Origin of the sequence: Corynebacterium sp. HMSC075D04 (genome assembly GCF_001815635.1) — a bacterium.
Lineage (GTDB): Bacteria > Actinomycetota > Actinomycetes > Mycobacteriales > Mycobacteriaceae > Corynebacterium > Corynebacterium coyleae.
This window is the reverse complement of record NZ_KV821325.1, coordinates 19,489-46,385: the sequence shown is the minus strand read 5'-3', so window position 1 is coordinate 46,385 and position 26,897 is coordinate 19,489. Positions and strand designations below refer to the sequence as shown.

The 26,897-nt window shown below is 63.5% G+C and carries 18 protein-coding genes and 1 tRNA gene; 12 read left to right on the top strand and 7 right to left on the bottom strand.

Translation table 11 applies throughout. The features are described from left to right. Window positions 1-2 precede the first annotated feature (2 nt). Window positions 3-2,912: a DUF4040 family protein gene (locus tag HMPREF3048_RS04025; RefSeq protein WP_070771263.1), complete on the bottom strand. Its 2,910-nt coding sequence runs from the start codon at window positions 2,910-2,912 to the stop codon at window positions 3-5. 121 nt (window positions 2,913-3,033) lie between these two features. On the opposite strand from HMPREF3048_RS04025, the gene HMPREF3048_RS04020 reads away from it, so the two are divergent. The 3 genes from HMPREF3048_RS04020 to HMPREF3048_RS04010 all read left to right on the top strand — a co-directional run bounded on the left by HMPREF3048_RS04020 (window position 3,034) and on the right by HMPREF3048_RS04010 (window position 14,207). After that, entirely contained in the window at window positions 3,034-4,428 is a 1,395-nt protein-coding gene (locus tag HMPREF3048_RS04020) for a hypothetical protein (protein ID WP_070771262.1), read from the top strand. Between the two features lie 150 nt (window positions 4,429-4,578). Next, window positions 4,579-10,818, top strand: coding sequence for a G5 domain-containing protein (locus tag HMPREF3048_RS04015; RefSeq protein ID WP_083316719.1), 6,240 nt, complete (start codon window positions 4,579-4,581; stop codon window positions 10,816-10,818). A gap of 170 nt (window positions 10,819-10,988) precedes the next feature. After that, the gene (locus HMPREF3048_RS04010; protein ID WP_070771260.1) at window positions 10,989-14,207 is read left to right on the top strand and encodes an alkaline phosphatase; all 3,219 of its coding nucleotides are present in this window, start codon (window positions 10,989-10,991) and stop codon (window positions 14,205-14,207) included. 6 nt (window positions 14,208-14,213) lie between these two features. Here HMPREF3048_RS04010 and HMPREF3048_RS04005 read toward each other — a convergent pair whose 3' ends face one another. From HMPREF3048_RS04005 to HMPREF3048_RS03995, 3 genes are all read right to left on the bottom strand, one after another. Further along, window positions 14,214-14,948 carry a hypothetical protein gene (locus HMPREF3048_RS04005; RefSeq protein WP_070771259.1) on the bottom strand — a complete coding sequence of 245 codons (735 nt, stop codon included), beginning with the start codon at window positions 14,946-14,948 and terminating at the stop codon, window positions 14,214-14,216. Window positions 14,949-15,768: 820 nt separating this feature from the next. Next, window positions 15,769-15,845, bottom strand: a tRNA-Pro gene (locus tag HMPREF3048_RS04000). A 421-nt stretch (window positions 15,846-16,266) separates the two neighbouring features. Then, a complete protein-coding gene (locus HMPREF3048_RS03995; RefSeq protein WP_070771276.1) occupies window positions 16,267-17,151 on the bottom strand; it encodes a metallophosphoesterase in 885 nt (294 codons plus the stop codon). Between the two features lie 33 nt (window positions 17,152-17,184). On the opposite strand from HMPREF3048_RS03995, the gene HMPREF3048_RS03990 reads away from it, so the two are divergent. After that, complete coding sequence (locus HMPREF3048_RS03990) at window positions 17,185-17,634, top strand: GatB/YqeY domain-containing protein (protein WP_070614334.1); 450 nt, start codon at window positions 17,185-17,187, stop codon at window positions 17,632-17,634. A 9-nt stretch (window positions 17,635-17,643) separates the two neighbouring features. Here HMPREF3048_RS03990 and HMPREF3048_RS03985 read toward each other — a convergent pair whose 3' ends face one another. Then, a complete protein-coding gene (locus tag HMPREF3048_RS03985; protein ID WP_371326162.1) occupies window positions 17,644-20,046 on the bottom strand; it encodes a transglycosylase domain-containing protein in 2,403 nt (800 codons plus the stop codon). 182 nt (window positions 20,047-20,228) lie between these two features. Here HMPREF3048_RS03985 and HMPREF3048_RS03980 point away from each other — a divergent pair, with 182 nt between their 5' ends. From HMPREF3048_RS03980 to HMPREF3048_RS03970, 4 genes are read left to right on the top strand one after another with little or no spacing between them, the layout of a single operon-like run. Then, window positions 20,229-20,588 carry a WhiB family transcriptional regulator gene (locus HMPREF3048_RS03980; RefSeq protein ID WP_070421552.1) on the top strand — a complete coding sequence of 120 codons (360 nt, stop codon included), beginning with the start codon at window positions 20,229-20,231 and terminating at the stop codon, window positions 20,586-20,588. Between the two features lie 14 nt (window positions 20,589-20,602). Continuing rightward, on the top strand, window positions 20,603-20,758 hold the full coding sequence (locus HMPREF3048_RS12050) for a Sp36 family protein (protein WP_092101229.1): 156 nt from the start codon (window positions 20,603-20,605) through the stop codon (window positions 20,756-20,758). Beyond that, window positions 20,759-21,220 carry a RidA family protein gene (locus HMPREF3048_RS03975; protein ID WP_070483019.1) on the top strand — a complete coding sequence of 154 codons (462 nt, stop codon included), beginning with the start codon at window positions 20,759-20,761 and terminating at the stop codon, window positions 21,218-21,220. A 41-nt stretch (window positions 21,221-21,261) separates the two neighbouring features. Then, a complete protein-coding gene (locus HMPREF3048_RS03970) occupies window positions 21,262-22,071 on the top strand; it encodes an MBL fold metallo-hydrolase (RefSeq protein WP_070771258.1) in 810 nt (269 codons plus the stop codon). A 30-nt stretch (window positions 22,072-22,101) separates the two neighbouring features. On the opposite strand, the gene glxR is transcribed toward HMPREF3048_RS03970, so the two are convergent. Beyond that, window positions 22,102-22,785: a CRP-like cAMP-activated global transcriptional regulator GlxR gene (gene glxR, locus HMPREF3048_RS03965; protein WP_070421549.1), complete on the bottom strand. Its 684-nt coding sequence runs from the start codon at window positions 22,783-22,785 to the stop codon at window positions 22,102-22,104. 250 nt (window positions 22,786-23,035) lie between these two features. On the opposite strand from glxR, the gene nth reads away from it, so the two are divergent. From nth to HMPREF3048_RS03945, 4 genes are read left to right on the top strand one after another with little or no spacing between them, the layout of a single operon-like run. Further along, entirely contained in the window at window positions 23,036-23,827 is a 792-nt protein-coding gene (gene nth, locus HMPREF3048_RS03960; protein ID WP_070614333.1) for an endonuclease III, read from the top strand. Further along, entirely contained in the window at window positions 23,824-24,381 is a 558-nt protein-coding gene (locus HMPREF3048_RS03955; RefSeq protein ID WP_070771257.1) for a TlpA disulfide reductase family protein, read from the top strand. The genes nth and HMPREF3048_RS03955 overlap by 4 nt, the downstream gene beginning before the upstream one ends. Next, window positions 24,381-25,079, top strand: a complete 699-nt coding sequence (locus HMPREF3048_RS03950; protein WP_070771256.1) for an NUDIX hydrolase — start codon at window positions 24,381-24,383, stop codon at window positions 25,077-25,079. The genes HMPREF3048_RS03955 and HMPREF3048_RS03950 overlap by 1 nt, the downstream gene beginning before the upstream one ends. 10 nt (window positions 25,080-25,089) lie before the next feature. Continuing rightward, a complete protein-coding gene (locus HMPREF3048_RS03945; protein WP_070771255.1) occupies window positions 25,090-26,277 on the top strand; it encodes a MarP family serine protease in 1,188 nt (395 codons plus the stop codon). Here HMPREF3048_RS03945 and HMPREF3048_RS03940 read toward each other — a convergent pair. Next, window positions 26,274-26,783 (bottom strand): phage holin family protein, encoded by a 510-nt coding sequence (locus HMPREF3048_RS03940; RefSeq protein ID WP_070771254.1) that lies wholly within the window; start codon window positions 26,781-26,783, stop codon window positions 26,274-26,276. The genes HMPREF3048_RS03945 and HMPREF3048_RS03940 overlap by 4 nt on opposite strands. Window positions 26,784-26,897 lie beyond the last annotated feature (114 nt).

Here is a 26,897-nt window from a genome sequence, read left to right as displayed (position 1 = left end):
GGTTAAGGCTCCTTCGTGATAACCGGCTGCGGGTCGTGCGCCGGGTTGATCGGGTCGGGGTGTGCGTCCACCGGGTTTTCCGGCGGGAGCGGCTCGGGGATGGACGGCAGTGGGTTTTCGGCTTCGTCGCGCGAGTAGTCCAGGTCGGACAGGTCGGCGCCGGGGCGCAGGTAGCCGCCGAGTGCGTTGATGGCGGCGGTGACCATGCCGAGCACGGCGAGGTAGATGCCGAAGTCGAAGATCAGGGAGGTGGTCATGTGTTCGCCGGCGACCTCGCCGTGGATGGCGTACATGAAACCGCCTTCGATGAACCCGAGGAAGCCAGACGAGATCGCGATGATGATGCCCCAGCCGGTCAGGCGGATTGGGGTGAAGTTCTTCACCACGTCGGCATCCGAGCCGCGGGAGAGGTAGTTGATGGCGAATGCGGTTGCCATGACCAGTGCTGCGACGAAGCCGCCGCCTGGTGCGGTGTGGCCGCGGAAGAAGATCAGCACCGACAGTACGACGAGTACTGGGGCGACAAGCGCGGCGGCCTTGCGCAGCGGGATGGAGTTGAGCTGCGATTGGCCGAACGGGCGCGGGCGTGTGCCGGCTTCGAACACGTGGCGTGGCATGGAGGCAACCACGGCGGCGATGACCACGGCGGCCATGCCGAGAACGGAGAGTTCGCCGAGGGTATCGAAGCCACGGAACTCCACGATGATCACGGCGACGATGTTGTCGGCACCGGTGACGTCGCCGCCTTCGGTGAGGTACCACTCGGCGAGTTCGGAGCGGCCGCGGCGGCCGGTCAGCCCGTAGACGCCGAAGAAGGCAACCACGCCAGCGAGCAGTGCGAATACAGCAGCAAGTGCTTTTCGACGAGGCTTCGTCTCCGGGAAGACACGCGGCTGGTAGCGCAGCACAACCAGGATGACCACGACGGTGAGTGCCTCGACGAGGAACTGGGTCAGCGCCACGTCGGGGGCGCCGAGCATGAACATTTGCAGGGTCATGCCCACACCCACGGTGCCCAGCAGTACGGCGGAGGCCAGGCGGGAGCGAGTGAACACCATGCCCAGGACCGACATGGCAATGATGGCGAATGGGATGAGGTCCCACCACACGTCGAGGCCTTCGGCGCGGTCGGCTGGGGTTACACCGTCGATGCCGTCGGTGAGTGCGATGACGCACAGGCCCATGGCGGTGACGGATGCCAGCAGTGGGAAGAGGTGGCGTGACGGGTTGAAGCCGTCGGCCAGCTTGCCCAGTTGCTCGCCGAAGTCGGACAGGCTGCGGGTGATCCGGAAGAGAACGTCGGGGCCGTCGGCAGGCAGGAGTTGCTTGTTGCGCAGCGCTGCGAAGACGGGTTTGCGGAAGGCAACTGCGAAAATCACGCCGGCGATCAGAACGATCAGGGAGACGATGAACGGTGCGGTCAGGCCGTGCCAGATGGACAGGTGGGTGGTGAAGGTGTCGTCGCCAGTAATTGCGCGCACGCCTGCGGAGACGGGGTTGTCCACCCAGAACAGCATGAACGGCAGGACGACGGACATCCAGCCCGGCAGTGCGGCCGGCAGCCAGAGGGCGACGGGTGCTTCGTGGACGTGCGACATGTCCTTCGGGCCGTCCACGAACGCGCCGAAGACAATCTTCAGCGAGTACAGGAACGTCAGGAACGCGGCGAAGCCGGCGATGATAAGCAGGGCCATGCCGTAGGGAGCTTCGTGGAAGGCGTCGAGGATGGATTCCTTGGACACGAAGCCGAACAGCGGTGGAACCGCGGCCATGGAGGCGGCCGCGACCACGGTGGAGGCGAACGTGAATGGCATCTTGTCGTAAAGCTTGCCCAGACGTCGCATGTCGCGGGTGCCGACCTCGTGGTCGACCACACCGATGAGCATGAACAGCGAGGACTTAAACAGTGCGTGCGCCAACGTGTGGGTCAGCGCGGCAGCCAGGCCGATGGGGGAGCCGACGCCGATGGCGGCGACGATCCAGCCCAGGTGCGACACGGTGGAGTATGCGGTGAGGTGTTTCAGGTCGGTCTTGGTGATGGCGAAGCACGCCGACATGATCGCCGTGAACAGGCCGATGATGACCAGCAGGTAGTTCCATGCGGCGACGTCGTGGAAGATCGTGGAGAAGCGCAGCAGCAAGTACACGCCGGCCTTGACCACAGCGGCGGCGTGCAGGAACGCGGACACCGGGGTGGCGGCCGCCATGGCTTCCGGCAGCCAGAAGTGGAACGGGAACTGCGCGGCCTTGGTGAATGCGGAGAACGCGATGAGCAGCGCCACGACAACGGTGACGCGGTTGTCGCCCCACACGTCCGCGGCCAAAATGCCCGCAAGGCGCGTCGTGCCTGCCTGGATGGAGGCGACCGCAAGGCCCGCCAAAAGCGTCAGGCCACCGAAGAAGGTGAGGATCAGGGTGCGGTACGAGCCGGCCTCACCCGACGAGCCGGATCGGGCGATCAGCATGAACGACGCGATGGAGACGAGCTCCCAGGCGATGAAGAGCAGCACGGCGTCGTCGGCAAGCACAAGCAACAGCACAGACAGTGTGAAGGCCGTCATGATGGTGTAGAAACTCGTGTTGCCTTGCTTTTCGGGCAGGTAGGCGGCGGAGTAGACGAACACCACACCGCCGATGACCAGCGCAAGCAGTGCGAAGAAGATGCCTAAGCCGTCCGCGCGCAGTGCGAACTCGATCGCGGAGCCGGTACCCATCACATCGCGCGCCCACACAAACGACCACAACAGGTCGCTGCCCTGGGAAACGTCGGTGAAGTTGGTGCCCAGCACACCTGCGGCAGCGAACAGCAGCACTGCGAGCGGGTACCCGGCTTTCCTGTCCATGACTCGCACCAGCAGCGGCGAAAGCACCACCGTTGCTGCAACGAGCCCGATGACGAGGGGGAGAGTCATGGTGAACCCTTTTCAAAGGTTTGTAAGGGATTGGCAATGAACGTTAAAGACAGTATCAAGCTGCGTGGGCGAGCGGTGCGCCTCCCGCAGAACGCATGTGACTGGTGATAAGAACAGTTGCATGAAATCGGACAACGCGTTGCGGTTGGTGTGTGCTCTGTTGGCGCTGGTGGTTGGCGTGTTTATGCCGTTGTCCCCGGCGTCCACGTGGGCGAACGCCGCGCGCGATGCGGAGGTGTCCGGCGCCCCGCAGGTTGGTGCGGACAACCTTGGGGACGCGCGCCGTGCCGCCGGTGAGGCTGGCCAGCAGGCGAAGGTGCTCAAGGAGGGCGCTGGCAAGTTGGCCGAAGGTGTTGGTGAGGCGCAGGGGCAGACGCAGCAGCTTCTCGACGCCCTCGCTGCCGCCCAGACCGGCTCCCAGCAGTTGTCTGACGGCATGGTGCAACTCCAAGCCGGTACCGGCCAGTTGGGTGCGGGGGCGACCCAGTTGGCGGACTCCATCGGCGAGGTGGTCAACCAGGTCACCGGTTTTGAGGCGGTGCGCGGCCAGGTGGTCGGCGCGATCGACCGCTCGCTCACTGAACTCAAGGACGCGAAGGATCCGGATGCGGTCCAGGCCCGCGACTCGCTCAAAGGTCTGCGCGAGCAAGCCCAGACGGCCCAGTTGCCGCCGGATGTGGTGGCGAAGATGAACCAACTGCGCGACGGTTCCCGCGACCTTGCTAACCAGCTCGCCGTTCCGGGGTACAGCTACCACGACGGTATATATACAGCCACCAACGGCGCTGCCGAGTTGGCAGCGGGCCTGCGGGAATTGCAGGGGCAGACCGCACAGGCCACCGGTGGCATCGACGAATTGGTCGCCGGCGTGCAAAAGATCGACCAGATGGCCGGCATGAACGCCGACAAGGTCTCCGCCGTGCGTGCGGCCCTCCCGGTGCCCGCGGTCGCGCCGGGTACCCCGGGTGCGGAGCAGACCGGATCGACGCTTGCGCCTATTGCCGCGATGCTGCTCGCCGCGATGGCGGTGCTGGGCGGTACGGCGCTCGCAGCAGCATTTTGCCTATCGACGCGCACCCGCCGGTGGATCATCCTCCCCGGCGCAATCGTTATCGCGGCGGCCGGCACCATCCTGGCCGGTGTCCTCGGCGCGGGCTTCGGCGCGCAGGAGTATGCAGTGGTGGCTGCTGGCCTGCTCGCCGGTGCGCTGGCATCCGCGGGGCTTGCTGCGGTACTGATGCGCCTGTGTGGCCCTGCGATCGGGTTGGGGGTCGCCGCGGTGGTCGCGCTGGCGCAGACTGGCCTCGTCGGCTGGGTATGGCGGACCGCTACCACCGCACAGGTGGACGCGGTGTGGGCAGCGCTGTCGCAGGCAGCGCCCATGCACTGGGCGTCGACTGCGGTGTCCGCCGCCGGCAATGGTGGCGACTACCGTGGTGTGGTCGCCGCACTGCTGCTGTCCGCGTTGCTCGCCGCAGCGGGGCTGGCGGGGGTATGGCGCCGATCCGCCGAGTAAACCGCCACCTAGACACGCGTCCGGTACGCCTCTAAAATGTGATGTCATCTATTGCTTAGCTGTCTGGCTAAGCGAAGGTTACAAAACAGCTACCTGACCGAGAAGCCGCTTCCGCGGCCCACGTTCAGTGGATAATAAGAGGAGTACCACATGGCCGAATCATCTCGGCGTCTACGTAAGTCAACGTCCACGGGCATCGCAGCCTCGTCTGTGATCGCACTCGCCCTTGGCGGCCTGAGCGTCGTCGCCCCTGGCCCGCTTGCGCCGTCCGCTGCAGCCGCCACCCTCAGCGGCGGCATCCGCGACAAGTCCGGCGCGGTAGAGAAGGACGCCCAGAAGGCCTCCGATCTTCCGGCCGGCTCGTGTGTTGTCTCGGAAAAAACCCCGGAGGGCAGCCAGGCTGGTTTCAGCTGGTATACCTCTGAGCCGAGTGATAGCAGCCCCAACAAGAAAGCCTGGGGCTTGAGCGTCTCCTTTGATAACTCGAAGGACCGCACGTTCGCTGATTGGGGCTTTACCAATAACGGCAGGATGGGCACGTACCTCGATGCAGCTCAAATTCCCGCTATGAGTGCCGGTCAGACCCTTGTTGACAAGAAAGTCACGCACAAGGCCGACGAAATCCTCGGTATTACTGCTTCTGGGCCACAACGACCCCTGAATCTCAATGCGAAGCTGACCGATGCGAAAGTCAAGCAGTTCGCTGAGGCCACTACCGCTAACCCGGTACGTTATGCCTGGCAGGGCAACTATAAGCAGGAAAATCCTCAAGGTCCAAGGGCCACCAGGGGAGACAATTTGGCCTTTACGGCCGTCGTGAACCCGTGGCCGAGCGAGAACATCGAATGTAACCCGATCACGGTGTCGTGGGATACTCCCGATGTATCCGAGAACCACGTGATTGTCCCTGGAGAAGTATCCAAGGTCGGTAAGATCAACGTTCCTGCTGTGACCGGCGGTGGCACGGATGACTCCATGTCCCGCATGGTCGTGGAAGCCTACGACGGCAACGGCAAGTTCATCGGCACCACGGACCCGGCAGCATCCGGCGGCGAGCAGCTCCTGCGTATCGACAGCAAGACCGGCGATATCTACTTCACCTGGCCCGAGTACCGCGGTACCGACCTGGCAACTGACAAGAACGTGAACTTCTCCGTTCTGGCGAAGCCGCGTAACGTGGACCAGCTCCAGGCCGCTGGTGAGAACAACAATGAGTTTGGCACCACTCAAGTCTTCGACAGCTCCAACTCGCTGACACGCTACAACAAGGCGAACGTCATCGGCTCCCAGGCGTTTTCCCTGGATAACACGGATGAACATAACCCTCGGTATGACAAGGTTGACGCCACGATCATTTCCGGCGTCGATAGCGCTACCGGACCGCTGGCTACCGAGCCGCAGAGGGTCACCTTCACCCAGACCCCTGACCTGATCAAGGAGCTGGCGAAGAAAAAGGGCGACGGCGGTTTCGAGGCGAAGGTCGCCCTGGATAAAACGTACGTCTACGAGGGCTGGACCGTCGAGATGGACGAGGACTACAACGTCACCGTCACCGCACCGGAAAACCCGAAGCCAGGCACCTTCGCGCAGCCCAAGATCACGCTGGAGTACTCCAACGGCTCCACCGATGTTCTCCAGCTCTTGGTGGTCGTTGACCCGAACAACACCCAGGTCACCGACCTGGTACGCCCGGGGCTGACCAAGGGCAAAATCGGTGAGGACCTCACCGCGCAGGTGGGCACCAAGTCCATCATGAAGGGCCACAAGCCAGTCCACCCAGCAAAGTTTGAGGTTGACCCGGACACCGTACCGTCCGGCTGGACCGTCACGGTCGATGCGACCGGCAAGGTCACCGCGAAGGCAGACGATTCTGTTGCGCCGGGCACCGTCATCACCCCGAAGGTGAAGGCCACCTACCCGGATGGCACCGACGATGAGATTGAGACCCAGTTCCAGGCGATCGTGGACATCAAGGTCCCTGAGTACGATACGGTGACCAACAAGCCGAACGCCAAGGTCAGCCTGATCCCGAACGTTCCTGAGCGTGGCCTCAGCGGTAACACCTCTGACGAGGTTCCGAAGCGCTACACCTTCGAGAACGGTCAAACCACGATTACCCTCACAAGTAAAGAGGGCAAGACGTGGACCGTTAAGATTGACGAAAACACCGGCAAGATCACCACGACCATCCCAAAGGATGCGCCGGAAGGCGACATCCTGGATGTACCGGTTCTCGCCTACTACGATGGCGCTGACCCGCAGAAGGTGAAGGGCACCGTCGTTGTGATCAAGGGCGACGTCGCCCCGCAGTACAACGTGCAGGTCACCGGCCCGAACCAGGCTGTTGACCACCAGGTAACGGGTGCGCCGCAAGACTCGACGTACTCCTTCGGTAACGACGAGGACGGCAATCCGGTAACGGAGCAGGAAGTCGACGGCTGGAAGTACACCATCGACCCGAAGACCGGTGTTGTGTCTTCCACCCCGCCGGCAACCGCTAAGCCGGGTGACAAGAAGACCATCACGGTTACGGTCCAGACTCCGGACGGTTCCCGCCCAGAGGTCCCCGTCACCACTGTGGTGAAGCACACCAACAGCTGGGAAGCTGAGCCGGTATACCCCGTGGAAACCGTCTACCCGGGTGAAGCTGCAACGTTGCCAGTTGATCTTCAAAAGCCGGAGGACGTCAACGTCGCGAAGGAAAACCCCTACAAGCTGGGCGATGTTCCGGCTGGTTGGAATGTCAGCATTGACGACAATGGCCAGATCACTGCAACCGCACCTGCGGATGCAAAGCCGGGCACGCAAGTCAAGATTCCGGTCACCGTGACCTACGAAGACGGTTCAACGGATATTGCATACGCTGTCGTCAATGTCCTCGGCCTTCCGACGCGTGAGGAACCGTTCAAGGTCGAGTACAAGTACGACGACACCATCCCTGCCGGCGAGTACAAGGTTGAAACCAAGGGCGAGCCGGGTGCAGCGAAGATGCACAAGGACGGCACCTGGCAGCAGACCAAGGCGCCGGTCAACGAGGTCGTCGTCATCGGCACCAAGCCGGCCGAGAGCGCCAAGGACGTGACCTGGAAGTTCCCGATCCCGTACCCGACTGAGGTTCGCGAGAACCCGGACCTGAAGCCTGGTGAAACCCGGGTTGTTCAGGAAGGCGAGAACGGCGAGAAGACTTACACCGCTAAGTTCACCGCCAAGGGGTCTGAGGCACAGGTCGCTGAGGAAGAGACCACCAAGGAAGCCAAGCCGCGCATCATCGAGTACGGTCCGGGCATTGCTCCGAGCGAGCTCGTGACCACTGTGAAGAAGCCAGTGCCGTTTGATACCGAAGTCGTATTCGACGACACGCTCGCTGCGGGTGAGCAAAAGGTGGATCAGGAAGGCAAGCTCGGCGAGGACACCGTGACCTCCACGCAGAAGCTTGTCGACGGCAAACCTTCGGGTGACCCGGTCGTGAAGACTGAGCGCACCGCGGAGCCGACGAAGCAGATCATTCGTGTCGGTACCAAGACCACCGGTGAAACCAAGAAGACCGTCGAGTCTGAGGTCCCGTTTGGTGTGAAGATCGAGTACGACCCGAACATGCCTGCTGGCAAGTCCGAGGTTGTCACCGAAGGCAAGCCGGGTAAGAAGACCACCACGGTGACCCAGAAGGTCACCAACTCCCAGCCGGATGGCGAGGCCACCGTTGAGGAGAAGATCACCGAGCAGCCTGTCGATCAGGTGATCAAGGTCGGCACCAAGCCGTCCGAGACCTCTGAGAAGGTCGAGTGGAAGGCGCCAGTTCCGTTCGAGGTTGAAACCCGTCCGAACAAGGATCTGAAGCCGGGCGAGATCAAGATCGTCCAGAAGGGCGAGCCGGGCGAGAAGACCTACACGGCCAACTTCACCTCCAAGGGCGACGACTCTTCGGTCACCCCTACGGAGAAGCAGACCAAGGATCCGGTCAACGAGATCATCGAATACGGTCCGACCGCTCCTGACCAGACGCTGACGTCGAAGACGACCCGCGAGGTCAACTTCGAGACCGAGTTCATCGTGGACAACACGGTGCCGGTCGGCCAGACCAAGGTCGAGCAGGAAGGCGAGAAGGGCGAGGAACTGATCACCTCGACCCAGAAGATCAAGGACGGCAAGCCAGACGGCGAGCCGAGCATCACCGTCGAGCAGACCAAGGCGCCGAAGAAGAAGATTGTCCGTGTCGGTTCCATGACCGATGGCACGTACGAGCTGGAAGAGAAGCTGCCGATTCCGTTCGACACCGTGATCGAGTACGACCCGGAGATCCCTGCCGGCGAGTACAAGGTTGTCACCGAGGGCAAGCCTGGTGAGAAGATCACCAAGATCACCCAGAAGATCGTGAACAGCAAGGTCGTCGAGGCAACGCGTGGCAGCGAAACCACCACCACCGAGCCGGTCACCAAGGTGATCAAGGTCGGCACCAAGCAGGCAACTGCTACCGACAAGGTGGAGTGGAAGGAGCCCATCCCGTACCCGACGGAACTGCGTCCGAACTCGGAGCTCGCTCCGGGTGAGGTTCGGGTTGTTCAGGAAGGCAAGGACGGCGAAGCCACCTACACTGCAACCTTCACAGGTACCAGCGGTGAAGCCACCAAGACCGAGGTCACCGATCGCACCGAGCCGACTCCGCGAATCGTCGAGTTCGGCCCGGGCCTTGAGGACGACAGCGTGGTCTCTTCCACGACCCGTTCCGTGGAGTTCGGCACTGACGTCATCGAAGACCCGAACCTCGAAGAGGGCAAGCAGGTCATCGAGCAGGGCGAGTTCGGCGAAGAGGTCGTGACATCGACGCAGAAGCTTGTCGACGGCAAACCGTCCGGCGATCCAGTCGTCGAGACGAAGCGCACGAAGGAACCGAAGAATGCGGTCATCCGCATCGGCACCAAGAAGCCTGCGAATCCGACGCCGCCGACCGATGAGCCGGAGCAGCCGACTCCGCCGACCGACGAGCCGACCCCACCGGTCGAGCCGAAGGAAGTCGAGCTTCCGTACACTACGAAGATCATCTACGACGAGACGCTCGAGCCTGGTCAGGAAATCGTGGACCAGGAAGGTGCGAACGGCAAGGTCGAGGTGACCGTCGAGAATGGTCAGCCTTCGGTGAAGGTCGTGAAGGAGCCAGTCGAGAAGATCATCCGTGTTGGCACCAAGCCGCCGGCTGGTCAGGAGTGGAAGGAGCGGATCCCGTTCGAGGTGAAGGTCAAGCTTGACCCCACCATCCCGGCGGGTGAGCACAAGGTTGAACAGGAAGGCAAGCCCGGCCTGGTTCAGCACAATTCCGACGGCACCGAAGAGACGCTCGTTGAGAAGCAGGATCACGTCATCCTCATCGGCACCAAGCCGGCTGAGCCGACTGACCCGGAGAACCCGGATCAGCCGACGCCGGAAGGTGAGCTCGATATCAACGTCCGCTACACCACCCGGATCGTTTACGACCCGAACCTGAAGCCAGGCGAGGAAGTCGAAGACGTTGCTGGTAAGGACGGCCGCTACACCATCAAGGTTGTCGACGGCAAGCCTGTCGCCGAGATGGTGGAGAAGCCAGTCGAGCGCGTAGTCCGCGTTGGCACCAAGCCGCCGGCGGGCACCAGCTGGACTGAGGAGATCGCCTACGACTACGAGGTCATCGAGGACTCCGAACTTGAAGCTGGCAAGCACGAGGTTGTGCAGCCGGGTAAGCCTGGCGAGCGCATCCACCGTGAAGACGGCAGCTTCGTCGAGGTTCCTGCGCAGAAGCTGATCATCAAGGTTGGCACGAAGAAGCCGGCTGATCCGAGCGAGCCGACCGACCCGAGCAAGCCGACCGACCCGTCGACGCCTGCCGATCCGAAGGACCCGCAAGGTTCTTCCGATAAGGCGAAGCGCTGCGTGGCCAACGCGTTTGCGAAGAACAGCCCGATCCTGTGGCTGCTGCCGATCGGCGTCCTCGCCGGCATTGGCTACGGCGTGAACGAGGTGTTCGGTCCGCAGATCCAGAAGGCATCCGCGGAGCTCAACGCTCGCTTCCAGGAGTCCATGCCGAAGCACGATTGGGGCCACGGTAACCGCGGCCGCCAGTGGGAGCAGCCTGAGTGGGCTCGCGAACTGCAGATGAAGGCAGACGCCATCAACCGCCAGTTCGCAGGCTACGGCGAGCAGCTCCAGCCGCTGGGCATCGCACTCGGTGTCATCGCCGCAGCCAGCCTCACCGGTGTGCTGATTGCACAGGCCTGCCGCGAAGAGGGCTTCGACAACGGCATGACGGTGCTGGGTTCCTCGGAGCGTGTGACGTCCTCGGGCGAGACGGGCTCGTCGTCAAGCAAGGGCTCATCGGAGAACGCAGGTTCGTCGGAGAACGCAGGCTCCTCCAGTAAGTAGTCTGAGCGCGTAAGCGAAGGGCGGTACCAGGTTGGGTGCCGCCCTTTTCGCATCTGCCGTTACCTAAAATTCACCTGAGCGTTCCTTACTAGAAATTTGCTGTGTTTAGGGTGCGTATCGGTTCAAAAACCGTTTCATATTCTTCGGCTTCTCGTTATAAGGAACCCAACATGCGTTTCTCGCTAAAAGCAGCTACCGCGGTAGTCAGCGCTTCTGCGTTGGCTATTGCGAACCTGCCTACCTCCCTCGCACAGTCGGCGGAGCAGTCCTTCAACGGCAAGGACACCTGCATTTCCATCGATTCCAACGGCAACATCGTCGCCCCGCAGCCGGGTGACTGCACCCAGTTTGGCAAGGGCGGCCAGGGCAACACCGACGCCCAGGCACGCAACGTCATCTTCATCCTGGGCGACGGCATGGGCCACCAGGAGATCACTGCTGCTCGTAACTACCTCAAGGGCGCTAACGGCCGCTTCGAGGGCCTCGACGAGCTGACTGCGGCAGGTGCTTACACGACCTTCGCCGTGGGCAAGGACGGCAAGCGTCAGTACGTCACCGACTCCGCCGCGTCCGCAACGGGCTGGTCCACCGGTACGAAGACCTACAACGGCGCGTTGTCCGTTGACATCACCGGCAAGCCGCACGAGAACCTGCTGGAGATGGCGAAGAACGCCGGTATGCGCACCGGTAACGTTTCCACCGCCGAGATCCAGGATGCGACCCCGGGCGCGATGCACTCGCACATCTCCAAGCGCGGCTACTACGCGCCGTCCGGCGACGCGAAGCCGGTCAAGGGTGCTGAAGCTCGCGAAAACGGCGGTCTCGGCTCCATCTCCGAGCAGATCATCGACACCCGCGCCGACGTCACCCTGGGCGGCGGCCGCAAGTACTTCGACGCCGAGGTTCAGCAGGGTGGCGAGAACCGCAACCCGTTCCTGACCGACAAGAATGACGGCGGCGTCGACTGGGAGGCCGGCAAGTCCGTCCGCGAAAACGCGATTGCCAAGGGCTACCAGGTTGTCGACGACAAGCAGGGCCTCGAGGGCATCACCGTCGCGAACCAGGACCAGCCGGTGCTCGGCCTGTTCCACGACAAGAACATGACCCGCAAGTTCGAGCAGACCGTGCCGGTGAAGTCCGATGGCACCACCGAGCCGGAGCTCTGCAAGGAAGCTGATCGCGGCGACGAGCCGTCCGCAGCCGAGATGACCAAGAAGGCCATCGAGCTTCTCGACGACCCGTCGGCGGACAAGGGCTTCTTCCTCCAGGTCGAGTCCGCCTCCATCGATAAGGCGGACCACGCAGCCGACGCCTGCGGCATGATCGGCGAGACCCAGCAAATCGACGAGGTTATTAAGGAAGCCCTCGACTTTGCCAAGGCTGACGGTGAGACCATGATCGTTGTCACCGCCGACCACGCGCACACCGCGGAAATCATCCCGGACGGCCGCCCGTCAGTGTCCGCCGTAACTCGCCTGAAGACGCCGAAGGACGGCACCACCATGTCCATCGGCTTCGGCACCCAGCCGTGGCTGGATGAGAACGGCAACCCGGTCTTTGACAAGAAGGAAAACGGCGACTCGTTCGACACCCCGAACTTCTCCATGATGCACACCGGCACCCAGGTGCGCATCGCAGGCTTCGGCCCGGGCTCCGAGAACGTCAACGGCCAGCTCGACCAAACCGACGCCTTCTACGTCATGGCGAATGCGCTCGGCCTCAACGGTGGCACCGAGGGTGGCCAGGAGCCGTGGAAGATCAACAAGGGCGCCAAGGTTGCTTCCCTGGCGAACCGCTCGAAGGCGAAGCCGGGTGACGAGCTGTGCTACCTCGTCTCTGCAGGCGAGGCCCCGAAGGTCGGCGACTGTGCCCAGTTCGGCACCGAGGGCCAGGGTATCGACAACTCCAAGGCGAAGAATGTCGTGCTCCTCATCGGCGACGGCACCGGCGACTCAGAAATCACCGCTGCCCGTAACTACCTCAAGGGCTCTGCAGGCCGCTTCGAGGGTCTCGACGACCTGGACTACACCGGCTACCTGACCACCTTCTCCCTGGACAAGGAAACCGGCCTGCCGAACTACGTCGGTGATTCCGCTGCGACCGGCACCGCCTGGAACTCCGGTGTGAAGACCTACAACGGCGCGGTCGGCGTGGACAACGCCGGCAAGCCGGTTGCCACCCTCGGCGAGATCGCAAAGGCCAAGGGCCTGAAGATCGGTAACGTCACCACCGCCGAGATCCAGGACGCTACTCCGGCAGCCTTCGCTGCACACGCAATCAAGCGTTCCTACTACGCACCGTCTGGCGACAAGAAGGTCGCAGAGGGCGAGCAGCTGCGTGAAAACGGCGGCCTCGGCTCCATCTCCGAGCAGATCGTCGACCTGCGCGCAGACGTCACCCTCGGTGGCGGCCGCAGCTACTTCAACACCGAGGTCGTACAGGGCGGCCAGTGGGGCGAAAACGGCAACGTTTGGACCGCCGGCAAGTCTGTTCTGGAAAACGCGAAGGACAATGGCTACCAGGTTGTCACTAACGCCTCCGAGCTCGACGCGATCGCAGAGGCAAACGCCGACAAGCCGGTCCTCGGTCTGTTCTCCGAGGGCAACATGCCGCGCGCGCTGAACCAGTCCATTCCGACCACCGACGGCGGTGACCTCGAGCCGGCCACCTGCGTTGCTAACCCGGAGTTCACCGCTGAGACTCCGCGTCTGGCAGCCATGACCTCCAAGGCGCTGGAGCTGCTGCAGAACGACAAGGGCTTCGTGCTCCAGGTCGAGTCCGCCTCGCCGGACAAGGCCGACCACCAGGCTGACGCCTGTGGCCTGATCGGCGAGGTCGGCCAGCTCGACGAGGCCGTCCAGGCTGTTCAGGATTGGGTGGAGAAGACCGGTGAGGAGACCCTGATCGTCGCCACCGCCGACCACGCTCACACCGCACAGATCACCTACGAGAACCAGAACACCGCTGGTCGCGTCACTCAGCTGACCACGGTTGAAGGCTCCACCATGGCCGTCAACTTCGCCACCTCCAAGACCAACGAGGACGAGGATGCGCTCGGCGGCCAGCAGCACACCGGTGCGCAGCTGCGTGTCGCAGCCTCCGGCCCGGGTGCCGCGAACCTCACCGGCCAGATCGACCAGACCGACCTCTTCTTTGCCAGCCTGAACGCGCTGGGCATCGATCCGGTCAACCACAATCTGACCTTTGAGAACAAGATGCAGCCGGTGGAGGAGACCACCGAGGGCGACTCCGCCGCCGGCTCCTCCGTCGACTCCCCGGCGCTCATCGCCACCCTGGCCATCGCAGGCATCGCGGGCCTCATCTCCTTGATTGCCCTGCTGGCACCGTTTGCTGTCGACCGCGCCCTCGGCCCGATCGCGAAGTTCTAGCCAGAACTACATGCCCAGCATCGGCAGTTTGATGCCGAAGTGGGGCAGCGCGAAGAACAGGCCTGCGATCACCAGCAGCGCCGCAATCACCCCACCGACAATGGCCGGCACGTTCACGTCTGTGTCCATCTTGGCGGTGGGGTATTTCACATCCGCCTGCATGCCCTTGGTGCAGGTTTCGGCGGCGGTGGCGTTGGCGTCGTCGATAAGCATGCGCTTCGCGGCGACCTTCCCGGACGGGGTCTCCGTCCACGCCTTGTACACGTCGCCATCCTTCGCGGTCAGCGGCGTCTCCGTGCGCTTGGTGTCCTCCGGGCCAACGCGCCACGAATCCGTGTCAATCGCCTCCAGCGTGCGATTCACCGTCGGCTCCGACTCCTTCATCGTCTTCTGCGCATCCGCATATTTTGCGACGAGACCCTCCGGCAACACCTTGCCAAACTCCGCCTTCTCACCCTTGAGCGCCTTCTCGTTCTCCGCGACGACACCGGGGTAGACCTGCTCGATCGCCGCGATGAGGTCGCGGGCCTGCTCGTAGTCACCAATCGCCTTCGACTCGTCGAACCACGACTCGATGAAACGCTTCTCGGCCGGCGCGAGCTTCACGGCGCACACGCCGTCCTTGTCCTTCGCGACGACGGTGGCGGCGTTTGCCGGGGTAGCTGCGCCGACAACGCCGGCTGTGCCGAGCGCGAGTGTTGCTGCGGTTGCGTACGCGGCGATACGGGTGGTGCTGGTCATGGTTTTCCTCCTCGGAGTGTGAGTGTGTGTACGGGCTGTACCACCTCAGTATCGAGGGAGACGTGTTGCGACAGCGTTAACGCGCGATGGTGGGGGCGTTGCCGGGTAGGATCCTGGGCGAAAACACCGTGTCAGAAGCAATGTGATGAACCAGGGGTGAATGGAAATTTCACAAATGCAGTTAGCCGCTTTGCTAGGCAATGGAGTTTCTCCATTAGAACCATCACCGGTCGATTACGTTTTTATGCTGCTCACGTTGGTGGCTGTGGTGCTATTAGTTACCAGCGTGATTGTATTTTTCAGGCAACCTAACAGACGACCTAACAGAGGATGGTCGGATGTCTGGATCGTGCTCTTTCTAGTGTTCATACCCGTGGTAGGGCCGTTGGTGTATCTGCGGCATGTGCGGTCTAGCAAAAAGAGCGACAAAAAATCGTAGATGTGTGAGGCAAGGCCCAGCTTTGGGTTAAGCCGTGGGGGCGTGGCCTGGGCAAAATAAAGAGTGGCCCCCGCATCCCACTGAAGGGATGAAAGGCCACTCAAGTTTGAAGCGCGCAACCACTTGCGCTTTCCGGGACTGCGAACTTAATCCCAGCCGGCTCGAGGGGTGGTGGGTTTTAGCCCAAATCCCTCGAGTCCTCAGTGTAGAACTGACAGCAGTTAAATCAAACATTTTCTGACCCAATCGTCACAATATAGAAACCGTGGGACTGGCGAAGATGGCGGATACGGGCACTCGATCGGGGAGCGAAAAAATCTTCGTGGCGCTGCCGACACGGACTATCGAATGCGAAAACCCGCCTCGGAAGGCGGGTTGTGTTGGTCGGGATAACAGGATTTGAACCTGCGACCTCTTCGTCCCGAACGAAGCGCGCTACCAAGCTGCGCCATATCCCGGTGGTATCTCGGACTGTTGTCCGCGGTACTCGAAACACAATACCCCTGGGGTCCGGTTTGGACAAAACGGCAGGTTGTGTGCGTTTTGTTGCCGGTGTGGGGGCGTGGCGGTGGCGCGGTGGCGGTGTGGCGGCGGCGTGGCGGTGGCGCGGTGCGGCGCGGTGCGGCTTGGATCCAGCGCCACAAAAGACGATATCGGGATTTGCGTCCTCGTTTTTGCAAAAGCCCAGGTCGCGTTCCGGGAAAATCGCCAAATCCCGATATCGTCTTTTAGGCAGTTCGCGCGACCTGCGGCGGAGCAGGCAGAGCAGACGGAGCAGACGGAGCAGACGGAGCAGGCAAAGCAGCGGAGCGGCAGACGAACGGACGGGCCGACCAGCCCGCAACCGACCAGCCCGCAACCGACCGCCCCGCAACCGGTTTACCCGCGCTCGACGACCCGGATCAGCGATGCGGACGGTGGGCAGAACAGGCGCACGGGTGCGTACTTGGACTGGCCGAGCCCGTTGGATACCTCCATCCACATGCGGCCGTAGCGGTGCAGGCCGGAGGCGCGTTCGCGGTCGATGTCGGCGTTGGTGACCAGGGCACGTCCGCCGGGCAGGCAGATCTGGCCGCCGTGGGTGTGGCCGGCCAGGGCGAGTTGGTAGCCGTCGGCTTCGAAGGCGTCGAGTACGCGCCGGTAGGGGGCGTGGAGCAGGCCGATGGCCAGGTCGGCATCACGGTTCGGCGCGCCGGCGATCGTCGAGTACTGGTCGAGGTCGTGGTGCGGGTCGTCGACACCCGCCAAGGCGAGGCGTACGCCGGAGGCTTTGAACTCCAGGCGGTTGTGCGTGGCGTCGTGCCAGCCGCGCTCCATGAACGCGGCGCGCATGCCCTCCCACGGCAGGTCCACGTACGACGGTTCGCGCTTGGCGCCGGTGAGGTACTTCAGTGGGTTGACGGGGCGCGGCGCCCAGTAGTCGTTGGTGCCGAACACAAACGCGCCGGGGCGGTTGAGCAGCGGGCCGAGGGCGTCGAGCACCCAGGGCACGCCACCAAGGTCCGACAGGTTGTCGCCGGTGTTGATCACCAGGTCCGGGTCGAGCGCATCCAGCCCGGAGACGAACTCCACCTTCTCCTTCTGTCCGGGGATCATGTGGAGGTCGGATACGTGGAGGATGCGGAACTCGTTACGCTCGCGCAACACGCCTGGCTCCAGCAGCGGCAGGGTGTATTCGCGCAGTTGGAAGTTGTTGCGTTCGGTGAACCCCCAGGCGAGTGCGGAGGTTCCGGCGGCGAGGGTGGCTGCGGCGGCTTTCTTCAACGTCTTCACCCGCACCACTGTAATCTCGCAGGCATGAGTGCATTGAAAGACCAGATCCGCGCAGACCTCAAGGAAGCCATGAAGGCGAAGGAGAAGGAGCGCACCGGCACGATCCGTATGCTGCTGGCGGCGATCCAGACCGCTGAGACCGAGGGCACGAAGCACGAGGTTGATGATCAGGAGATTCAGAAGATCATCGCGCGTGAGATTAAGAAGCGCCGCGAGTCCGCTGAGATCTACCAGACCAACGGCCGCGACGATCTCGCTGAAACCGAGCTTGCCGAGGCGAACATCCTCGAGGCGTACCAGCCAAAGCAGTTGACGGACGATGAGCTCGCAGTGCTTATCGACGACACCGTGGCCGAAACCGGCGCCACCTCCATGGCGCAGATGGGGCAGGTCATGAAGGCCGCCACCGCCAAGGCCGCCGGCCGAGCCGATGGCAAGCGCATCTCCGAGGCTGTCAAGGCCCGCCTGAGCTAGCCAGCCGCGTTAGTTGTTGCCGAAGGCGTTGGCGATGGCGTCGCGGGCGTCGTTAAGCGATTGCTCGATGCCGCTGAAGTCCGGCGCCGGTGGGGCAGCGGGGCTCGGGGGAGCAGACGGGGACGGGGATGGGCTCGGCGCGGTGCTGGAGGGGGCCGAGCCGTCCGAGACATTCAGGGTGATGGTGGAGCCGCGCGCGAGCGACTCGTCCGCCGGGGTGATGGACACAACCTGGCCGGCCGGGGCACCGCCGCCCGGCACCGTCTTCAACACGACCTTGTAACCCTGGGCCTCCAGCTGGGATTTCGCGGCGGAGGAGTATTGGCCAACCACGGAGTCCACGGCCGCGCGGCGCGCACCGGTCTGGTACTTCGCGCTCGCTGCCGGAAGGCCTGAGGCCGCACCGGGCACACCCGCGGCGGCCTGGAACCAGGTGTTGGCTGCCTCGTTGCCGCCGAAGAGGTTGCCCACGCCGCACTGGCGGACCGGGGCGGTGCACAGCGGGGTGGTTTGGGTGCCGTCGTTGAAGATGTACGGCGCCGCAGACATGCCCAGCGTGAAGCCGAGGAACGCGGAGGACTGGTGCGACTCGGTCGTGCCGGTCTTTGCGGCGGTGGGTGCGCTCCAATGGTTGCGTTTTGCGGCGTCGGCGCCGGTGCCGTCGACAATGTCGTGCGACATGCCGGCAGCCAAAGCGGCAGCGATCTCCGGGTCGATGGCTTGCTCGCAGGCGGGCCGGTCGATGAAGACCTCACGGCCGTTCTTATCGGTCACGCTCGCGATCGGGTTCGGCTCGCACCAGCGCCCGTTGGACGCCAAGGTGGCGCCCACGTTGGACAGTTCCAGCGCGTTGACGGCCAAGGGGCCGAGGGTGAACGAGCCCATGTTTTCTTCCTTGGCGGCCTGGGCGATGGAGCGGCCGTCCCCAAACGAGTTGTCGTCCTTGTAGGAGCGCAGGCCCAGGCGCACCGCCAGATCCACGACCGGGGCAACGCCGACGGTCTGAATCAGCTCAATGAACGTGGTGTTCGGCGATTGTGCAAGCGCGTCCTGCAAGCTCATCTTCGGTGCATAGACGCCGGCATTTTCTACACAATATGCACCCGGCGGACAGTTCGCGGCGCCGCCTGCGCCCATGCCGTACACCACGGAACGCGCCGGGGTGTTCAGCATGGAGTTCAACCCGTAGCCCTGCTCAAGCGCGGCGGCCGCGGTGAAGATCTTGAATACGGAGCCTGCGCCGTTGCCCACCAGCGACACCGGCTGCGGCAGGATCGTCTGGCTTTGGTCCAGGTCCAGGCCGTAGAAGCGCGAGGACACCATCGCCTTGATGTCGCGCGAGTCGGTGCCGGGCTCCACAATGTCCAGCACCTGCGCCACGCCCGCGGTGTGCGGGCTGACGTTGTTGCGCACCGCGTTGAGCGCGACCTGCTGGATGTTCGGGTCGAGCGTGGTCTTGATGGTGTAGGACCCGTTTTTGATGGTGTCCAGGTCCAGGCCTTTTTCCGCCAGGTAGCGCAGGGCGTAATCGCACATGAAGCCGTTGTCGCCGGCGGTGATGCAGCCTTCCGGCAGTGTCTTCGGCTTGTCCAGAATGCCTAACGGTGCGCCCGCCCAGCGGTCGGCCTCGGACTGCTCGATGTAGCCCTGAGCGGCCATGTTGTTGAGCACTACGTTGCGACGACGCACCGCCCCTTCCGGGTTCGTATACGGGTTCAGCGCCTCCACCGACTGCAGCAGGCCCACCAGCATCGCAGCCTGTGCCGGGTTGAGCTTGGCTGCGCTGGTGTCAAAGTAGGTTCGGGCGGCGGCCTCGATGCCAAAGGAGTGCTGACCAAACGACACCAGGTTCAGGTACCGGGTAAGGATCTCGTCCTTCTCCAGCGTCTTGTCCAGATCCGACGCCATGCGCATCTCGCGCAGCTTGCGGGGAATGGACTGTTCCGTTGCGGCGAGGGCTTCTTCTTCGTTCTCAGCATCGATGAGCCACAGGTAGTTCTTCACATACTGCTGGTTCACCGTGGACGCGCCCTGCTCCACACCGCCGGCCAGCACGTTGGTCACCAGCGCGCGGGCAAAGCCCTGCATATCCACGCCCTCGTGGACGTAGAAGCGGCGGTCCTCCGTAGAAACCAGCGCGTCCTTGGCGTACTGCGAGATCTGCTCGCTGGGTACCTCATAGCGGCGCTGTTTGAAGATCCACGCCATGGGTTTGCCGTTGACGTCCGTAATCGTGGTCACGCCCGGCACGTCGCCGTGGGTGAGGTCGGAGAGGTTGGACTGCATGGTCTCGTCGGTACGCGCAATTGCGGCACCCCCAAGACCTGCGATCGGCGCCAGGCATAACGCCATGACGAGCGCTGATGCGACGACGGCGACCAGCAGGTTTCCTGAGCTTTTCAGGGCAGACACGCCAACACCTTAATTCAATCTGTGGCGTGGGGGAATACCATGCTCCCCCCAAAAATGTGATGCATTCGACATGGAATTTCCTGTGTGATTCCATTTACATGGGATCGCTAATATGCGGTCGATTGTATAAAAGGAGTCCGCTCCGCTTCCGGATAGGGATAGGACGTCTAAGGAGACGCACGATGACCACGAGTTTGAAAAAGGCACCGGCAACTAACCTGCGACCGACCACCTCCAAGAAGTGCGACTCCACGGGAACACTGGTCTTCGACCGTGGCGAGTGGGTCACCCAGGCCCAGTGCCGCGGCGGCGACCCGGACGCACTCTTCGTCCGCGGTGCCGAGCAGCGCAAGGCAGCAGCCATCTGCCGTGCCTGCCCGGTGATGACTGAGTGCCGCGCAGACGCACTGGATAACAAGGTGGAATTCGGCGTATGGGGAGGCTTGACCGAGCGTCAGCGCCGCGCAGTACTGCGTAAGAACCCGCACGTGAAGGACTGGGCAACCCACCTGTCCAGCGGCGGCGAAATTATTGGCCTCTAGGTAGGGTGAATCCCATGAAGAAATGGGAATATGCAACCGTTCCGCTGTTGTCGCACGCCACCAAGCAGATTCTGGATTCTTGGGGTGAGGACGGCTGGGAACTCGTCGCAGTCACCCCGGGTCCGAACCCGGACAATGTTGTCGCCTACATGAAACGAGAGGTTGAGTAAATGGCACAGTGGTCTGAGCGCCTGAAAGAACTGGGCATTGAACTTCCGACCGTGGCCGCACCCGTGGCCGCATACGTCCCAGCAACGCGCACCGGCAACCAGGTGTGGACGTCCGGCCAGCTGCCGTTCGTGGACGGCAAGCTGCCGGCCACCGGCAAGGTTGGCGCCGAGGTATCCCAGGAGGATGCATACGGCTACGCCCGCCAGGCTGCGCTGAACGCGCTGGCTGCAGTGGACGCACACGTGGGCATCGACAACGTCGCCCGCGTGGTCAAGATCGTGGGCTTCGTGGCCTCCGATCCGGCATTCACGGGGCAGCCCGCCGTGATCAACGGTGCATCCGAACTGGTGCAGGAGATCTTCGGCGAAGCCGGTGCACACGCACGTTCCGCAGTCGGTGTTGCTGTCCTTCCGATGGACACCCCGGTTGAGGTTGAGATTGTCGTGGAGCTCGAAGGCTAGTTTGCCCATCGGCGCAGCCGTGACGGGGTAGGGTGGGAGCCATGAAACATCCCGCATACAGCCAGCTGCGCCCTGTGACCCCCAACGCCGCGGTGGTCCTGGTGCCGAACCCCAGCTACGCGGCGCTCGAGGGCACGAACTCTTGGGTGATCCGAGGTGAGGGCGACGAGGCGAGCATCGTCGTCGACCCGGGCCCGGCCGATGAGGGCCACCTCAACGTGCTGCAGGCAAAGGCCGACAAGATCGCCTTGATTCTGTTGACTCACCGTCACCACGATCACGCAGACGGCGCGGAACGGTTCCGCCAGCTCACTGGCGCACCGATCCGCGCCCTTGATCCGTCTCATACCTCCGGCGCTGAGCCGCTCACCGACGGCGAAGTGATCTCCGTTGAGGGGGTTACCCCGCGCGTGAAGGTCGTCGCTACGCCGGGCCACACCAGTGACTCTGTGTGCTTCTTCGTCTACCCGGGCGAAGACACCGACGGTAAGCCGGAAGGCATCATCACCGGCGACACCATTGCGGGTCGCCACACCACCATGATCTCTGAGACCGACGGTGATCTGGGTGCGTACCTGGACACCCTGGAAATGCTCGAGGAAAAGGGCAAGGGTGTCATGCTGCTTCCGGGTCACGGTCCGGAAGGTGAGGACCTGTCTGCGTACGCCCGCAAGTACATCGATCGCCGTAACCAGCGCCTGGATCAAATCCGTCAGGCACTGAAGGAGCATGGCGATAACGCGGACATCAATACGCTGGTCGATGCGATTTACGACGATGTCGACCCGGTCCTGCGCGGTGCCGCAGAACAGTCGACTCGTGTGGCGCTGCGTTACCTCAACGCCAAGTAGCGGATTCTCGACCCGCCGCGGGCGCCTCCGTTAGCGCGCGCGGCGAGCGAGGTGCTCAGTGTTAACAATGAGCACGCTTTTACCCTCCAGGCGGATCCAGCCGCGGTGAGCGAACGTGGCCAATGCCTTGTTCACCGTCTCACGCGACGCGCCCACAAGCTGGGCGATCTCTTCCTGGGTCAGATCATGGTTGACGCGGAGCGCGCCACCCTCATGTACACCGAAGCGGTTTGCCAGCTGCAGCAAGGTCTTGGCTACGCGGCCAGGCACGTCGGTGAAGATCAGGTCTGCCAGCGACGCGTTCGTGCGGCGTAGGCGGCGGGCCAGCACGCGCAGCAGCTGCTGGGAGATCTCCGGGTGGTTGTCGATCCACTCGCGCAGCATGGTGGAGTCCATGGTGGCGCAGGTGACGTCCGTGACGCAGACTGCGGAGGAGGTACGCGGGCCGGGGTCGAAGATGGAGAGCTCGCCGAACATGTCGGACGGGCCCATCACGGACAGCAAGTTTTCGCGACCGTCCGGCGCATGGCGGGCAAGTTTAATTTTGCCTTCGACGATGATGTAGAGGCGATCGCCGGGCTCGCCTTCGTCGAAAATCGTGGTGCCCTTCGGGAAATCCACGGTGTCCATATCGTTGATCAGCGCGGCGACCGCGTCAGGGTCGACGCCCTGAAAGATGCCGGCGCGGGCAAGAGTGTCTTGAACGCCTTCCATGAGTCCTCCTCAGACTGTCGCTCACGCATTCTGCGTGGGATTGGTCACGAACGGTGCCATTAGCGGTGACCGTCACACAAACTGGAACTCTACCAGCTCAACTAATCAGTGGGATAGTCTTTCCGCGACTGGGAACTGTGCTAGCCGATGACCGCTGCTTCCACATGCTCCATGAAAAGCGGAAACACCCCGAGCACAAGCGGATTCAGCGCCACAAGCAAAAAGGTCATACCCATAGTGTACGGCTAGCATGTTGGGCATGGCCGCTTCGACCTCTCCATTGAAACATCGCCGCCCAGGCGCTCATCCCGCCGCGAAGGGGAAAGAGACTCCGATCGGGCGTAAGCGCAGGGCACGCCGTATTAACCGCACGTTGGCGGCAGCGTACCCGGATGCGCACGCGGAGTTGGACTTTACTAACCCGCTGGAGTTGCTCGTTGCTACGGCATTGTCCGCGCAGACCACGGACGTGCGGGTGAACATGGTCACCCCGGCGCTGTTTGCCAAGTACCCCACGGCCGCCGACTACGCGGAGGCTAACCAGGCAGAGGTGGAGGAGATTATCCGCTCGACCGGGTTTTACCGCTCCAAGGCGGCGAACCTGATCGCGATGGGCCAGAAGCTGGTCACCGATTTTGGTGGCGAGGTGCCCGAGAAGCTCGAGGACCTGATCACCCTGCCCGGGGTGGGCCGCAAGACGGCGCATGTGGTGCGCGGCAACGCGTTCGGCTACCCGGGGCTGACGGTGGACACGCACTTCCAGCGCCTGGTCAAGCGCATGATGCTCACCGAGGAGACGGATCCGGTGAAGATCGAACACGCGATCGCGGAACTGATCGAGCGCCGCGAGTGGACCATGTTCTCCCACCGCATCATCTTCCACGGCCGCCGCGTCTGCAACGCCCGCAAACCGGCCTGCGGCGCTTGCCCGATCGCGTTCGACTGCCCCTCCTTCGGCGTCGGCCCAACCGACCCGGAGGAAGCCGCCGAACTGGTCACCGGGCCCGAGCGCGACCACATTTTGAGGATGGTGGGCCTGTGAAGCGCACAATCTGGGTCAGCGTCGCCGCGATCGTTGCGGTGACGATGCTGGTCATTGCGGGTGCCAGGGCGTTGCTTGTCGACGACGCCACGCCCCCGGCCGGCGACGGTGTCGTCGAAAAGCAATCTGCCCCGGTGACAGGACGCCCGGACTGCCCAGAAGGTGCGATCGGCGGCGTGGACCTGGCGTGCCTTGGCGGCGAGGTCGCCGGCGCGCAGCAGGAGATCACCGTGGCCAACGTGTGGGCGTGGTGGTGCGAACCGTGCCGGGCGGAGTTGCCCGTGGTGGAGGAGTTCGCCCGCGCACACCCCGAGTACACCGTGGTGGGCGTGCACGCGGACCGCGATGGGGTGCGAGGCGCGGCGTTGTTGGAGGACCTCGGCGTGGACCTGCCGAGCTTCGAGGACGACTCCAACGTGTTCGCCGGCACGCTCGGCCTGCCGCCGGTGGTGCCGCTGACCGTCGTGTTCCGTGGTGAGGAACAACTCGGCGTGTTTGCCAAGGAATTCACTTCGGTCGAGGAGCTGGCCGAGGCCGTGCGCGGGGTGCTGTGATGGTTGCCGTGCAGCCGGAACGTGCCCCGGTGTGGCTGCGGGGGCTCGTGGATAAGCTGCGCGCTGGCGAGGGCGATGCGCGGGTCAAAGCGATGCTGGGCCCGCGCGTGCCGCAAACGCCGGGGGAGGACCAGGCGGCGGTGCTCATCGTGTTCGCTGGCGACCCGGACGCGGAGGAACTGCCGGAGGACGCTCGGGTGCTGATCACGCACCGCACCCCGTCTATGCGCAGCCACTCCGGCCAGATGGCGTTTCCGGGCGGGCACATCGACGCCACAGATACAGGCCCGGTGGCGGCGGCGTTGCGCGAGGCATACGAGGAGACGGGGCTCGCCCCTGAGCGGGTTGTGCCGCTGGCGGTGATGGGGCAGGTGAAAACCGGTGGCAGCCGCAGGCTGGTGCGCCCCGTGGTGGCGTACGCACCCGACCCCGGTGAGGTGTACCCGGCAAGCGAGCTCGAAACCGACGACGTGTTCTTCGTTCCCGTCCGCGACCTGGTGGACCCGGACAACCGCGCGAATCTCGGCTGGAAGCACTGGACCGGTCCGACATTTTGGACCCGCGACTATCTCATCTGGGGTTTTACCGGAATCTTGCTGGCGGTCGTGCTGGATCTAGCCGGCTGGGTGCGCGCCTGGGACGAGCGTCCGGGCGATCTTTACGAGGCGCTGGCCCGATCCCGCAACCGCGAGCTGTAACATTTGCGGAATGCACCTGGTCGTTGACGTTCTGCTTGGGCTTGCCGTCGTCGCTGCGTTTGTCAGCGGCTGGCGCCAAGGTGCGTTTTCGGCTGTGATCTCCGCAATCGGCATTATCGCGGGCCTCGTGGTGGGGCTGGCGGTGGCGCCGTTGCTTCTCGACGTCACCGAGTCCCAACCCATCCGCATCACGCTGCTGCTGTCGGTGGTGGTGCTCTTCGTCGGCCTGGGCAACCTGCTCGGCGTGACCCTCGGGGGCAACTTGCGGGCGCGGGTACGCAGCCGCCTGACGCGTTTCGTGGATTCGGTGGTGGGCGCACTGTTCCAATCGGTCGCACTGGCGCTGGTGGTGTGGTTTATCTCAATCCCGCTGGCGTCGGCGGTGCCTGGCGAGTTGGGCGACGGGATCCGCAACTCGCACATCCTGGCCAAAATCCACGACACCGCTCCGGAGAGCGCCGGGAAACTGCCCGCGAAATTCGCAGCGCTTCTCGACGAGTCCGGCCTGCCCCCGCTCGTTTCCCCCTTCCAATCCCCGCACGGCGCCCAGGTGGACGCACCCGATAACGCGGCGCTTCGCCCCGAAGTTGTGGAGGCGGCCCGCCCGAGCGTGGTCCACGTCATGGGCGATGCGAAGAGTTGCCGCCGCCGGCTCATGGGCTCCGGCTTCGTGTTTGAGGATGGCTACGTGCTCACCAACGCGCACGTCGTCGCCGGCACCGAGCGTGTCTCCCTGGACACCGTCGTCGGCGTGAAGCCGGCGGATGTGGTGCTCTACGACCCGGATACCGACATTGCGGTCCTCCATGCCCAGGGCTTGGGTCTGCCGCCTCTGCGTTGGGCTGCACGCGAGCTGCAGCGTGGCGACGACGCCGTGGTCATGGGCTACCCCAAATCCGGTCCCTTCGAGGCCGCACCGGCGCGAATCCGCAGCCAACTGACCATCGCGGGCCCGGACATTTACACCACCGGCCGCGTGGAGCGTGAGGCCTACACCATCCGCGGCGACATCCGCCAGGGCAACTCCGGTGGCCCGCTGCTCACCCCGGCGGGTGAGGTGGCAGGCATGATCTTCGGCGCGTCCCTGGATGCCTCAGAAACGGGTTACGCGCTGACTGCACACCAGGTGCAGCAGCGCGTAGGGGATGTGACCAGGCTGAACGGTGTCGTCGATACGCAAGCCTGCGTCAGCGGTTAACGGCCCGTGTACAGGCCAGCCTCATTCTTGGTCAGGTTCTTCTGAGCCTCGCCCGGCTTCAGGTTCTTCAACTCGTTGACCGAGCTGATGGTGCGCTCCGGAGCCTTGATCCTCTTGACCTTCTTCAGGCCAACCAGCGCGAGCAGACCAGCCAGGGCGATCATGATGAGGAAGACGATCAGGAATGCCCAGCCACGGTGCATCCAGGATGCGAGCATCTCCGCGAACGCGAAGAAGAGGAAGAACGAGGAGTACAGGGCAATCACGCCGGCGACGCCGAACAGGCCGCCGCCGATGGCGCCCTTCTTCACCTCGCCCATGACCTCGGCCTTGGCCAGCTCGATCTCGCCGCGGACCAGGGTGGACACCTGCTCCGACGCGTTGGAGATCAAGGTGCCGATGGACTGCTGGCCCGGCACCGTCACATCGGTATCGCGCAGCGGAATCGAATCCACCTTGGCGGTTACGGCGCTCGAGCCGCTGGTGTACAGACCTTCGTTGCTCACTGTTTACTCACCTTCCTGGGTGGCTTATTACATGAGGCACCCTGGGACGGTGCCTGGAATTCTCTCAACGATGTTAGCGATACATCACAGTGTTTGCCTGAATCGGGGTGAAAG